The sequence below is a fragment of the Lentzea sp. NBC_00516 genome (assembly GCF_036346835.1).
In the GTDB taxonomy this organism is placed as follows: Bacteria; Actinomycetota; Actinomycetes; order Mycobacteriales; family Pseudonocardiaceae; genus Lentzea; species Lentzea sokolovensis.
On record NZ_CP107840.1, the window covers coordinates 8,990,696 to 9,003,475 of the forward strand.

Here is a 12,780-nt window from a genome sequence, read left to right on the forward strand (position 1 = left end):
ACGATCAGGAAGGCGGATCCGATGACGCCCCCGCACAACTATCTCGCGGTGATCAAGGTCGTCGGCATCGGTGGAGGCGGCGTCAACGCCGTCAACCGCATGATCGAGGTCGGGCTGAAGGGCGTCGAGTTCATCGCGGTGAACACCGACGCCCAGGCCTTGCTGATGTCTGATGCCGACGTCAAGCTCGACATCGGCCGCGAGTTGACGCGTGGCCTCGGCGCGGGTGCGAACCCCGAGGTCGGGCACAAGGCCGCCGAAGACCACCGCGAGGAGATCGAAGAGGTCCTCAAGGGGGCCGACATGGTCTTCGTGACCGCCGGTGAGGGCGGCGGCACGGGCACCGGCGGCGCGCCGGTCGTGGCCTCGATCGCCCGCAAGCTCGGCGCACTGACCATCGGCGTGGTGACGCGCCCGTTCTCGTTCGAGGGCAAGCGCCGCGCCAAGCAGGCGGAAGACGGCATCCAGGCCCTGCGCAACGAGTGCGACACGCTCATCGTCATCCCCAACGACCGGCTGCTGCAGCTCGGCGACATCGGCGTCAGCCTGATGGACGCCTTCCGGTCCGCGGACGAGGTGCTCCTCTCCGGTGTCCAGGGCATCACCGACCTGATCACGACCCCCGGTCTGATCAACCTGGACTTCGCCGACGTCAAGTCGGTCATGTCCGGCGCGGGTTCGGCGTTGATGGGCATCGGCTCGGCCAGAGGAGAGGGCCGAGCGGTGCAGGCCGCCCAGAAGGCCATCAACTCGCCGCTGCTGGAAGCCTCGATGGAAGGCGCGCACGGCGTGCTGCTGTCGATCGCCGGCGGCTCCGACCTGGGCCTTTTCGAGATCAACGAGTCCGCTTCGCTGGTCCAGGAGGCCGCGCACCCGGACGCGAACATCATCTTCGGTACGGTCATCGACGACTCCCTGGGCGACGAGGTCCGGGTCACGGTGATCGCGGCCGGCTTCGACAGCGGCGGCCCCACGCACAAGAAGCTGGAGCCGACGGCGCTGTCCTCGCAGCCTCGGACCGCCACCGGGCCCATCGCCTCCGCTACCGCGGTGCCCACGCACGTCCAGCAGCCGGTGGCGCAGACTCCGCCGCCCGTGCAGGCGCCTCCGGTTCAGCAGCCGGTGCAGCACGTGCAGCAGGCCCAGCCCGAGGTTCGGCAGGCTCCGCCTGTGCAGCAGCCTCACACCACCGTGCCGCCGCAGCCCTCGCCGGCTCAGGGGAACGGGTACGTGCCTTCTGTGCCTCGGTCGTTGTCTCCGAACGGGTCGTTGCCTTCTCGGCCGGTGCCGGTTACCGAGGACCCGGATGACGAGGTGGACGTGCCGCCGTTCATGCGGCGGTGAGTTGCCGGCGCGGCTGCTTGGTGCGGCTGTGTTGGGATGGGCCGTGGGTGTTGCGGTCTTGTGAGTTGTGACTTGTGGTGATGATCTTGTCGGACCCCCTGAGTAGCGTTTGGGCTCAGGGGGTCTTTCTATTGGGGGGACGCCTGCGTCAGCTTGGGCTCTGTGGGGTGGTGGCCTGGCGGGCGGTGGTTTTGCGGGTGGTTGGGTTGCCTGGGGCTTGCGTTGGGGTGGTGGGCGCGACCGGGCGGGTGGTCGCCTTGCGGGCGGGTGGTCACCTTGCGGGCGGCCAGGTTGCGTTGGGTGCTTTCCCTGGGGGCTCTGCCCCCAGACCCCCGGCAATCTGATCGGGGGGGGGTGGCGCCGTCTGTGGGTTGATGGCACGCCTGTTGCGTTGGGCGGCTGCCTGTTTCGTAGTGGGGTTGCGTTGGCGGTGGGGTCCCGTCACGAGCCGAACCAAGAGCGGGCCACACCTGAGGGGTGAGGTCAAGTCGACGAAAAGCGTGTCGACTTGACCTCACCCCTCAGGTGCAGCAAGAGCTGTGGTGCGACTCGTGACGGGACCCCACCGCCGGGCCCGCTCGGTAAGGACGGCTCGCCTTCGGCATCGCGGTGGGGCGGCTCGCCTTCGGCTTCGCGGGCGGGTGGGGCTTGTTGCCGTGAGCGTGCGTTGGGCTTGGGACGGCTCGCCGGAGGGTGTCGCTGGTGCGAACTAGGGTGTGGGGGTGCGCATTCGTCGTGTTGTCACCACCCGCGCCGGTGGCGTGTCCAAGGGGTCCTACGAGTCGTTCAACCTCGGCGATCACGTCGGGGATGACGTGGAGGCGGTCGAGGCCAATCGTGCTCGGCTCGCGGAGGGCATTGGGCTTACGCCCGACCGGTTGGTCTGGATGGAGCAGGTGCATGGGCGCACTGTTGCCACCGTGGACGGGCCGCAGGCTGAGCCGCTTGAGGCTACCGATGCCGTTGTGACGAAAAGGGCTGGTCTCGGGCTTGTCGTGTTGACGGCTGACTGTGTGCCGGTGTTGCTCGGTGATTCGGAGGCCGGGGTTGTCGGGGCGGTGCACGCTGGGCGCGTTGGGGCTCGGGTCGGGGTGGTTGTCGAGGCTCTCAAGGCGATGATGGCGCTGGGGGCCGATCTTGAGCGCATCGAGGTTCTGCTTGGGCCCTCGGTGTGTGGCGAGTGTTACGAGGTGCCTGCTGACATGCAGCGGGACGTCGAGAAGCACTTGCCTGGTAGTGCGTCGAAGTCGCGGAAGGGTACGCCCGCACTGGATCTTCGGGCCGGGTTGTGGAACCAACTCGGGAGCGCCGGGGTCGGGAAGATCGGGGTCGACCCGCGCTGCACGTTCGAGGAGAAGGACCTGTTCAGCCATCGGCGGCAGGCGCCCACCGGGCGGCTCGCGTCGGTCATCTGGATCGAGCCGTGAACCGGGCCGAGGAGCTGAAGGAGAACCTCGCCGAGGTCGAGGAACGCATCGCCAAGGCATGTGAGGCGGCGGGGCGGGGGCGGGACGAGGTGATGTTGCTCGCGGTGACGAAAACCTGGCCTGCGAGCGATGTGGAGATCCTTTACGGGCTCGGGTTGCGGAACTTCGCGGAAAATCGCGATCAGGAGGCCGGCGAGAAGGTCGGCCAATTGAGACATCTCGAAGAAGCTCGTTGGCACATGGTCGGGCGATTGCAGCGCAACAAAGCGAAGTCCGTCGTCGAGTGGGCCGATCAGGTCGACTCGGTGGACAGCGTCCGGCTCGCGGAGGCGTTGGCCAGGGCGGCGCACGCGAAGGGCAGGACGCTCGACGTGTTGCTGCAGGTCAGCATCGACGGGGACACGTCGCGCGGTGGGGTTGCTGTTGCGGATGTGGCGGAACTGGCTGGCGTGATCACTCGTTCGGGTGATCTTATTCTCCGAGGTGCGATGACTGTCGCGCCCCGGACGATGAACCCATCGCAGGCGTTTCAGGCGTTGGTTTCGGTGGTATCTCGCCTACGTGATCATCATCCCACTGCCATCGGAGTGTCAGCGGGAATGAGCGGTGACCTGGAAGATGCCATCTCGCACGGATCGACCTGTGTGCGTGTCGGAACGGCGTTGCTCGGCAGCCGGCGACTAATCTCGCCGTAGGTTGTCGGGAACCTCGGGACCGTCCGCACCGTCCCTAAGAGTGGGGAACCGCCGAGGAGGGGCTGGAATGAGCGCTTTGCACAAGCTGAAGGCCTACTTCGGGATGGTCCCCGCCGAGTACGCAGACGACCCCGGCTACGACGACGACCGCGGCCGCTACGGCGACTACCGGTCCGAGTACGCGGCCGAGGCCGACGACTACGACCCATATCCGCGGCGCAACCGCGTGTTCACACCGGGCCGGTCGGAGCTCCAGGGCTCCGGATACCGGGCCGACATCGACGAGTCGGACGACTACGAGCCGGAGTCGCGGCGCGGGGGCAGCCCCTCGAGCACGCGACGCTGGAGTGCCGATGCACCCGTGCACGGCGCACTCGCTGTCGAGCCGCAGCGCGAGCCCGTGAGCAGGCTGCGTCCCGTTGCCGAACCGGCAAGTAACCCGTTGGCGCGCATCACCACGCTTCACCCCCGTACCTACAGCGAGGCGCGCACGATCGGGGAGCACTACCGCGACGGCACACCGGTGATCTTGAACCTGACCGACATGGACGACGCGGACGCGAAGCGTCTCGTCGACTTCTCGGCCGGACTCGCGTTCGCTCTGCGCGGGTCCATGGACAAGATCACCAGCAGGGTGTTCCTTCTCTCACCGCCGAACGTTGACGTCACGGCGGAGGACCGCAGGAAGCTGGCGGAAGGTGGGTTCGGGAACCACGGTTAGAGTTGAGCCGTGGACCCGATCCGTCTCGTCATCTTCTACGTCCTGTTCGCGTTCTCCCTGTTCCTGACCGCGCGTGTCGTGGTCGAGATGGTGAGGACGTTCGCGAGGGAATGGCGCCCCGCGGGCGGCGTAGCCGTGACGCTTGAGACCGTGTACACGGTCACCGACCCACCGGTCCGTTGGCTCCGTCGGGTGATCCCGACTGTGCGGATCGGGGGCGTCGGGCTGGACCTATCGATTATTGTGCTGTGGCTAGTCGTTATCATTCTGATGCGATTCGCAGATCCCAGGTGACGGGGAACCGTGGGATGACCGCAGCCCAGGAGTGCGAGAGGTGATCCGATGCCGTTGACCCCCGCTGACGTGCACAATGTTGCATTCAGCAAGCCGCCGATTGGCAAGCGGGGCTACAACGAGGACGAGGTGGACGCGTTCCTCGACCTGGTTGAGGGCGAGCTCGCCCGCTTGATCGAGGAGAACAACGACCTCCGTCAGCAGGTCGAGCAGCTCGACCAGCAGCTTGAGACGTCGCGCGCCGACCTCGACGACGCGCGTGCCAAGGCTTCCTCCAGCCCCATGACGACCCGTATGCCGGTCGAGGAGCCGCGCCGCCTGGCGCCGGTCCCGCCGCCTTCGGTCATGGAGCAGACGTCCCCCGGTGGTGGCGGAGACCACCACGTGCAGGCCGCGAAGGTCCTGGGTCTCGCCCAGGAGATGGCGGACCGGCTGACGGGCGAGGCGAAGGCCGAGGCGGACGGAATGCTGTCCGAGGCCCGCACGAAGTCCGAGCAGCTGCTGTCCGAGGCCCGCGCCAAGGCAGACACGATGGTCAACGAGGCACGCACGCGTGCCGAGACCATGCTCAACGACGCGCGGACGCGTTCGGAGACTCTGGAGCGGCAGGCCCGTGAGAAGGCCACCGCGCTGGACCGTGACGCGCAGCGCAAGCACGCCGAGGTGATGGGCAACATCACCCAGGAGAAGAACACGCTCGAGAAGCAGATCGACAAGCTGCAGACGTTCGAGCGCGAGTACCGCACGCGACTGAAGACGATGCTCGAGTCGTCCCTGCGCGACCTCCAGGACCGCGGCCCGGCCGCTCCGTCCGAGGGTCGTTCCCAGGGCTACTCGTTCGGCGCACGCGCTGAAGCGGGCTGAACTACTGTTCGCTAGGTGCTCTTCGTAGTTCTACTTCTGGTGCTGGCAGCCCTCGGGTTGCTCGTTCCTGCGCTGGCCACGTCCAACACGATCTGGGCGTGGTCGTCCGTGGGCGCGAGCGTGCTCGCCGCCCTGGTCCTTGCTTGGGACTGGTGGCGACGGCGACCGGGGGACCCCGCTGCCGACGCGCAGAGTGTAGATCAACAAGCTGCAGCTGATGATCAACGGGTGGTGGTGCCGGCGGAAGCCGACACGCCGCCTGCTGACGAGGAACCACTGGAAGAGGACACCGACGCGGCGGACCTGCTCGTCGTGGCCGATCTGGTGGACGAGGTCCGGGTGCTGGACGAGCGGCCCCGGTATCACCTGAGCTCGTGCTCCTGGCTTGCCGGGAGGCCCACACTGGGCCTCCCGGTGCAGGAGGCACGGCAGTTGCAGTTCACGCCTTGCGCCCACTGCACCCCTGACGCGGTGCTGGTGCGCAGGAGCCGTACCGCCTCCCGCGACGCCTGAACGGACCGGTTGCGTCCGTTTCGCGGACGACCGATGTCTTCGTGCGCTATGAATCCGCCATGCCACTGAGATCATTTCTGGGGGCCGTGGTCGTTGTCGGGTTCGTGCTGGCCGGTACCGCACCAGCCGTAGCGCAGCCCAAGACCGAGCTGCACCCGTGCGTGCCCGCCGACCTGCGCGAGGACGCCATCACGTTCAAGGCCGAGGACGGCGTCGAGCTGCCCGGACTGGTGTTCGGCAGCGGCTCCAGCGGAGTCCTCCTCGCCCACGCCCAGTTGGAGACCGTCTGCGAGTGGCTGCCGCTGGCGCGCCAACTCGCGGACGACGGCCACCAGGTGCTGCTCTACGAGATGCGCAGCATGGCTCTCAAGGAGAACAGGCACTCGTACGACCTCGACGTCCTGGGCGCGGCACGGGAACTCGACAGCCGCGGTGCTTCCTCGATCATCGCGGGCGGTGCCGGCACCGGTGCCACCGCGATCGCCACGGTGGCGGAGAAGATCCCCGGTTTGAGGGGCATGTTCCTGCTCTCACCGTTCCGGGCCTTCCAGACGCAAAGCGCCGACCTCAACGCCGTGGACAACATCGGCGCCGTCCGGGTGCCGTCTCTCGTCATCGCGGCGCAGGACGACGCCGTCGAGTCCGTGGGACTCCCCGATCATGCCCGGGACGTGGCCGGCGCCGCATCGAACGCGAAGCTGGAGATCGTGCCGGGCTCGGCGATGTTCGGCGAGCTCACCAAGGACGCGGCGCTGCGGGACCGGATCCGGGCGTTCGTCCGCGAGAACAAGGCGTCACCGACGTTTCTCGACCGCTGGCTGATGCCGATCGCGGGTGGGGTGGTGCTGCTCCTGCTGGTGGTCGTCGGGGTGGTCGTGCTCCGCAGGCGGTCCAGGCGGAACACGACCACTGTCGCCGACGTCAGCGCCGGTAGCTGACCTTCGCGCGGAACGTGCCGTCCGGCCCGTCCTCGTAGTGGTGCTCGATCGCGCCGTCGAACTCCGAGATCAGGCCCTCGTCGTTGTAGGCGATGTGGTCGACGTCGAAGTCGCCGGCGTTGTCGTACCAGCCGAGGCCGCGGTTCACGACCAGGACCTTCTGGTCTTCGAAGTGGCCCTCCGTGATGCGCTGCCCGTCGTGGCGGTACAGCTCGATCATGAGGTACTCCCACCCGTCGGAGGACTCGCCCTTGATCCGGATGAGGTTGCCCTCCTCGGGGTCCTCGCGCACGGAGAACAGCTCCGGCGGCGTCCAGCTGCCGGAGCGGCCCTGAGTCGGGTGCGCCTTCGGGTCGGAGTCCCAGAAGAGGTAGCCGGTGGCGTCGGCCGACGCGGGTGTGGCGGTGGCGAGCAGCAGTGCGGATGCGGTCAGAACTGCGCGAATCATGGTTCCCCCAGGATGTCAGCGGTTGAAGTCGACCCGTGCCCGGAACGCGTTGAAGGGCTGGTCTCCACAGGTGTGCGTGATCGACGCCGCGAACACGTCGGTCCACCCGTCGTCGTTGTACTCGACGCGGTCAACGGTGAAGTCGGCCGTGTCGTCGGTGCAGACGAAGCCGTCGCCGAAGACCCTGACCTGCTCGTCGTGGTACGAACCGGCGGTGATCAGCTGTTCGTCGTGCCGTTTCAGCTCGACCAGGAGGTAGTCCCGCAGGCCGTTGTACTCGGCGTGGATCCTGATCGTGTTGTCGGCTCGACGGAGCCCGACCCGGATCTCGTCGGTCGGCGCCGACAGGTGCGCGGAACGGCCGTGCACCGGCCATGCGTTGGCTTCGGCCTCGAAGGAGAACTCCTGCACCGGAGCGACGACGGTGGTGCTCAGCACAGCGGCGAGCGCCAGAAATTTCACGTGATCCCCCAATCACCTCGTCGAGAAGTCTGGGGGAGGCGCCGCTCAGCGCACCATGAGTATTTCTACTCAGAGCACGACCGGGCGTGCGCCGTGCGCGGTGACGAGGCCGGGCAGGCGTTCGCGACTCGTCACGACGACACGGCACCGCGGCGTGCCCGGTAGCAGCGGCACGACCTGGGCGGTGTCCGCGGCGTTGTCGAGCACGATCAGCATCCGCCGGTCGGCCAGCAACGTGCGGTAGAGCGCTGTCTGCGCGTGCGGTTCCGGTGGGATGCCGTCAGGGCTGGTGCCCAGCGCGATGATGAACCCGCGGACGACGTCGGCCGGATCGGAGCCGTCGAGGTCCACGAACAACTGGCCGTCCGGGTAGTCGGCGGCGTGTTCGTGCGCCCAGTGCAACGCGAGCCGCGTCTTTCCCGTGCCGGCCGGGCCGGTGATCGTGACGATCGGCCCGGCCAGGTCGAGGGCCGCGAGCTCGGCCGTCATGCCGGCGAAATCCGTTGGGGCGGCGGGAAGTTGGCGCGGACTCCACTGTGGACGTTGGACCAGCGACGCGTGCAGGTCGCGCAACGCGGGACCGGGGTCGAGGCCCAGTTCGTCCGCGAGCCGGTCGCGGAGCTGCGAGTAGTGGGCGAGCGCCTCGGGGCGTTGGCCGGCGCCGATCAACGCGCGCATCAGCTGGCTCGCGAGCCGTTCGTCGAGCGGGCGTTCGGACGTGCGGGCGGTCAGCTCGGCGACCAGCGAGAGGTGCTCACCGGCGGCCAGGCGCGCGTCGGTGCGGTCGAGTTCGGCGGCGGTGATCTCGCCCGCCAGCGTCTCGCGCAGACCGGCGAACCACGTGCCGTGCAGTCCCGCGAACGGTTCACCGCGCACGAGCGCCATGGCCTCGTCGGGGCGTCCGAGCGCGACGAGCGAGCGGAACCGGTGCAGGTCGATGGACGCGGGGTCGGTCTCCAGCACGTACCCGCCGGAGCGACGGACGATCGGGGTGCCGTCGAGCGCCGTCCGCAGCCGGGACATGTAGCTGTAGAGCGCGGCCTTGGCCTGCCGCGGCGGCGCGTCGTCCCACACCCGTGCCAGCAGCTTGTCGATGCCGACGACCTGGTTGACGTCCACCAGCAGCACCGCCAGCACGCTCAGCTGGCGGGCGTGGCCGACGTCGACGAGGTCGGCGCCGAGCCGGATCTCAGGTGCGCCGAGGACGCGGAACTCGTGCCTCACCGGTCCAGGAACAGCAGCATGATCAGCAACGCCAGCAGCGCCAGGTCCACGACCACGCCAGAAGGCTTCGAGTCGTACCTCAGCCGGGTGATCGTGGCGCCGACCATCAGCAGCCCGAGCCCGACGGTGGCCGCGTGCGCCACCCACTCCCACGTGACCAGGCCGACGACCAGGCCGGCCGCACCGGCCCACTCCAGCGCGCCGATGGTGCGCCACAGCGCCGGGTTCATCCGGAAGTGGTCGCGGGCCTCGAGTGACGCCTTCGCCCCGAACAGCTTGCCCGCGCCCGTCGCCACGAACAGCAGGGCCAGCACGATCGACAACGCGATGGTCAACGTCATCGCGCGAGCATACGGTTTGCGCCTGCGGTTACTCTGTAACTCACAGGCACCGATCCGGCCATCACCGGGGAGCCTCCGGAAGAACGGGTGCGCGAGCGCCTCAGTAGAACCGGACGGGACCGGCCCGTCACAGCCGAAGAACGAGAGGCTCGTCGTCAGACGGGCAAGCGGGGTGGTACCGCGGCGGACCGAGCCACATCGGTGTGTCGTCCTCGCGTGTCGCATCTGACCGCGAGGAGCAGTGAAGATGGCCTACCCCAGGGCCGGAGCGAACGAGGTCCCGGCGCAGCCGTCCTTTCCGAACCTCGAGCAGGACGTGCTCGGGTACTGGAAGGACGACGAGACCTTCCAGGCGAGCATCGACCGCAACCCGGTGGGCGAGAGCGGCGAGAACGAGTTCGTCTTCTACGACGGCCCGCCGTTCGCCAACGGCCTGCCGCACTACGGGCACCTGCTGACCGGCTACGTCAAGGACGTCGTGCCGCGCTACCAGACGATGCGCGGCAAGCACGTCGAGCGCCGGTTCGGCTGGGACACGCACGGCATGCCGGCCGAGTACGAGGCCGAGAAGCAGCTGGGCATCACGCAGAAGCACGAGATCGACGAGCTCGGCATCGAGAAGTTCAACGAGGCCTGCCGCACGTCCGTGCTGCAGTACACGGACCAGTGGCGCGAGTACGTGACGCGGCAGGCTCGCTGGGTCGACTTCGACAACGACTACAAGACGCTCGACCTCGACTACATGGAAAGCGTCATGTGGGCGTTCAAGGCCTTGTGGGACAAGGGCTTGATCTACGAGGGCTTCCGGGTGCTCTGGTACTGCTGGCGTTGCCAGACGCCGCTGTCGAACACCGAGACCAAGATGGACGACGCCTACCGGGACCGGCAGGACCCCGCCGTCACGGTCGCGCTGCGCCTCGAGTCCGGTGAGAAGGCCCTGGTCTGGACGACCACGCCGTGGACGCTGCCGAGCAACCTGGCCGCCGCCGTGCACCCGGACGTCGACTACGTGACCGTGGTCGGTTCCGACGGCGACAAGTACCTGCTGGCCGAGGCCCGTGTCGCGGCGTACGCGCGTGAGCTGGGCGAGGAGCCCGAGGTCGTCGCCCGCTACAAGGGTTCTGACCTGCTGGGCAAGAAGTACCTGCCGCCGTTCGACTTCTTCGTGGGCCGCGAGAACGCGCACCAGGTGCTGGCCGCGGACTACGTGACCACCGACGACGGCACGGGCATCGTCCACATCGCACCGGCGTTCGGTGAGGACGACAAGGTCGTGACGGACGCGGCGGGCATCGAGGTCGTCGTGCCGGTCGGTCCGGACGGCAAGTTCACCGCGGAGGTGGCGCCGTACCAGGGTGTGCACGTCTTCGAGGCGAACAAGCTGATCATCCGCGACCTCAAGGACGCGGGCCTGCTGCTGCGCCACGAGACCTACGACCACCCGTACCCGCACTGCTGGCGGTGTGCGAACCCGCTGATCCAGCGCGCGCTGTCGGCGTGGTTCGTCGCGGTCACGCAGTTCAAGGACCGGATGGTCGAGCTCAACCAGCAGATCAACTGGGTGCCCGGCCACATCAAGGACGGCCAGTTCGGCAAGTGGCTCGAGAACGCGCGCGACTGGAACATCTCGCGCAACCGGTACTGGGGCTCGCCGCTGCCCGTGTGGACCTCGGACAACCCCGAGTTCCCCCGCACGGACGTGTACGGGTCGCTGGACGAGCTGGAGCGCGACTTCGGCGTGCGTCCGGACAACCTGCACCGGCCGTTCATCGACGACCTGACGCGGCCGAACCCGGACGACCCGAGCGGTCGGTCCGTCATGCGGCGCATCCCGGACGTGCTCGACTGCTGGTTCGAGTCGGGCTCGATGTCGTTCGCGCAGGTGCACTACCCGTTCGAGAACGCGACGTGGTTCGAGAACCACTACCCGGGCAACTTCATCGTCGAGTACAACGGGCAGACGCGTGGCTGGTTCTACACCATGCACGTGCTCGCGACGGCGTTGTTCGACCGGCCCGCGTTCCGCGACTGCGTGGCGCACGGCATCGTGCTCGGTGACGACGGCCAGAAGATGTCCAAGTCGCTGAAGAACTACCCGAGCGTCAACGAGGTCTTCGACCGCGACGGCTCGGACGCCATGCGCTGGTTCCTCATGGCGTCGCCGATCCTGCGCGGTGGCGACCTCGTGGTGACCGAGCGCGGCATCAGGGACGCGGTGCGCCAGGCGGTGCTGCCGCTGTGGAACTCCTGGTACTTCCTCGCGTTGTACTCCAACGCTTCCGGGAAGGAGGGCACGTGGCGCGTCGACTCGAAGAACGTGCTCGACCGGTACGCGCTGGCGAAGACGCACGACCTGGTGCGCGACGTCCAGGCGGCGATGGACGTCTACGACATCTCCGGTGCGTGCCAGCTGGTGCGCGAGTACCTGGAGGTGCTGACGAACTGGTACGTGCGGCGGTCGCGGCAGCGGTTCTGGGACGGTGACCAGGACGCGATCGACACCCTGCACACCGTGCTGGAGGTCGTCACGCGCGTGACGGCGCCGTTGCTGCCGTACACGACCGAGGTCGTGTGGCGCGGGCTGACCGGTGGCCGTTCGGTGCACCTGACGGACTTCCCGTCGGTGTCGGACCTGCCCGCGGACGACGCGCTGGTGGCGGCGATGGACGAGGTGCGTGACGTCTGCTCGACGGCGTTGTCGCTGCGCAAGGCGAACAAGCTGCGCGTGCGGCTTCCGCTGGCGCGCCTGACGGTCGCGTCGCCGGTGGCGGGCTCGCTGGAGGACTTCGCCGAGATCGTGCGCGACGAGGTCAACGTCAAGGAGGTGTCGCTGTCCACGGACGTCGACGCCCACGGGCAGTTCCAGCTGGTCGTCAACGCGCGTGCCGCCGGTCCTCGGCTCGGGCCGAACGTGCAGAAGGTCATCAAGGCCGTCAAGGCCGGTGACTGGTCCGAAGTGGACGGAAAGATCGTCGCCGCCGGTGTCGAGCTGTTCGAGGGCGAGTACGAACAGCGCCTGGTGGCAACGGATCCCGCCGCCACGGCCGCTCTGCCGGGCGGTGCCGGTGTCGTCGTGCTCGACACGGTGCTGTCGCCGGAGCTGGAGGCCGAGGGCGTCGCGCGTGACCTGGTGCGCGTGGTGCAGCAGGCGCGCAAGGACGCTCAGCTCGACGTGTCCGACCGGATCACGCTGACGCTGGAGCTTCCGGACGCGGTGCGTTCCGCCGTGGAGCCGCATCTGTCGTTCGTGCAGGCCGAGACGCTGACGACGTCGGTGGTGTTCGGTGAGGGCTCTTCTGAGGGCACGGTCGGCGACGGCCTGAAGGTGAAGGTCGCTGTCGCGAAGGCGTAAGTACGGCGCTGCTGACGGCGTGTGCGGTGGGTTCGTCCACCGCACACGCCGTTTTTCTTTTGGATGCAACACCTGCGCCGAAGCGGACACCTCCAGGTGATCGGTCGATCTCTCCGAGATGGGGTGGCACGTGGTTGCTGGGGGATGGCGCCTGACG

13 protein-coding genes are annotated in these 12,780 nt (G+C 68.1%); 9 read left to right on the forward strand and 4 right to left on the reverse strand.

Annotation, left to right across the window (positions count from 1 at the left end; translation table 11 throughout):
* Positions 1–21: 21 nt before the first annotated feature.
* The 8 genes from ftsZ to OG205_RS41795 all read left to right on the forward strand — a co-directional run bounded on the left by ftsZ (position 22) and on the right by OG205_RS41795 (position 6,796).
* Positions 22–1,344, forward strand: coding sequence for a cell division protein FtsZ (gene ftsZ, locus OG205_RS41760; RefSeq protein ID WP_330273297.1), 1,323 nt, complete (start codon positions 22–24; stop codon positions 1,342–1,344).
* Positions 1,345–2,066: 722 nt separating this feature from the next.
* Positions 2,067–2,771, forward strand: a complete 705-nt coding sequence (pgeF, locus tag OG205_RS41765) for a peptidoglycan editing factor PgeF (protein ID WP_330273298.1) — start codon at positions 2,067–2,069, stop codon at positions 2,769–2,771.
* Positions 2,768–3,466, forward strand: coding sequence for a YggS family pyridoxal phosphate-dependent enzyme (locus tag OG205_RS41770; protein ID WP_330273299.1), 699 nt, complete (start codon positions 2,768–2,770; stop codon positions 3,464–3,466). The genes pgeF and OG205_RS41770 overlap by 4 nt, the downstream gene beginning before the upstream one ends.
* Positions 3,467–3,533: 67 nt before the next feature.
* Positions 3,534–4,187: a cell division protein SepF gene (locus tag OG205_RS41775; protein WP_330273300.1), complete on the forward strand. Its 654-nt coding sequence runs from the start codon at positions 3,534–3,536 to the stop codon at positions 4,185–4,187.
* Positions 4,188–4,205: 18 nt separating this feature from the next.
* A complete protein-coding gene (locus tag OG205_RS41780; protein ID WP_319977848.1) occupies positions 4,206–4,481 on the forward strand; it encodes a YggT family protein in 276 nt (91 codons plus the stop codon).
* Positions 4,482–4,529: 48 nt separating this feature from the next.
* Entirely contained in the window at positions 4,530–5,345 is an 816-nt protein-coding gene (wag31, locus tag OG205_RS41785) for a DivIVA-like cell division protein Wag31 (protein ID WP_093597422.1), read from the forward strand.
* A gap of 15 nt (positions 5,346–5,360) precedes the next feature.
* A complete protein-coding gene (locus OG205_RS41790; RefSeq protein ID WP_330273301.1) occupies positions 5,361–5,858 on the forward strand; it encodes a hypothetical protein in 498 nt (165 codons plus the stop codon).
* Between the two features lie 59 nt (positions 5,859–5,917).
* Positions 5,918–6,796, forward strand: a complete 879-nt coding sequence (locus OG205_RS41795) for a hypothetical protein (protein ID WP_330273302.1) — start codon at positions 5,918–5,920, stop codon at positions 6,794–6,796.
* On the opposite strand, the gene OG205_RS41800 is transcribed toward OG205_RS41795, so the two are convergent.
* The 4 genes from OG205_RS41800 to OG205_RS41815 all read right to left on the reverse strand — a co-directional run bounded on the left by OG205_RS41800 (position 6,780) and on the right by OG205_RS41815 (position 9,271).
* Positions 6,780–7,244, reverse strand: coding sequence for a hypothetical protein (locus OG205_RS41800; RefSeq protein ID WP_330273303.1), 465 nt, complete (start codon positions 7,242–7,244; stop codon positions 6,780–6,782). The two genes, OG205_RS41795 and OG205_RS41800, sit on opposite strands and share 17 nt — an antisense overlap.
* A 15-nt stretch (positions 7,245–7,259) precedes the next feature.
* Entirely contained in the window at positions 7,260–7,706 is a 447-nt protein-coding gene (locus tag OG205_RS41805) for a hypothetical protein (protein WP_330273304.1), read from the reverse strand.
* A gap of 69 nt (positions 7,707–7,775) precedes the next feature.
* The gene (locus OG205_RS41810) at positions 7,776–8,930 is read right to left on the reverse strand and encodes an AfsR/SARP family transcriptional regulator (RefSeq protein WP_330273305.1); all 1,155 of its coding nucleotides are present in this window, start codon (positions 8,928–8,930) and stop codon (positions 7,776–7,778) included.
* The gene (locus OG205_RS41815) at positions 8,927–9,271 is read right to left on the reverse strand and encodes a DoxX family protein (RefSeq protein ID WP_036014530.1); all 345 of its coding nucleotides are present in this window, start codon (positions 9,269–9,271) and stop codon (positions 8,927–8,929) included. Before OG205_RS41815 ends, OG205_RS41810 begins: the two co-directional genes overlap by 4 nt.
* Positions 9,272–9,518: 247 nt before the next feature.
* Here OG205_RS41815 and ileS point away from each other — a divergent pair, with 247 nt between their 5' ends.
* On the forward strand, positions 9,519–12,623 hold the full coding sequence (ileS, locus tag OG205_RS41820) for an isoleucine--tRNA ligase (RefSeq protein ID WP_330273306.1): 3,105 nt from the start codon (positions 9,519–9,521) through the stop codon (positions 12,621–12,623).
* Positions 12,624–12,780 lie beyond the last annotated feature (157 nt).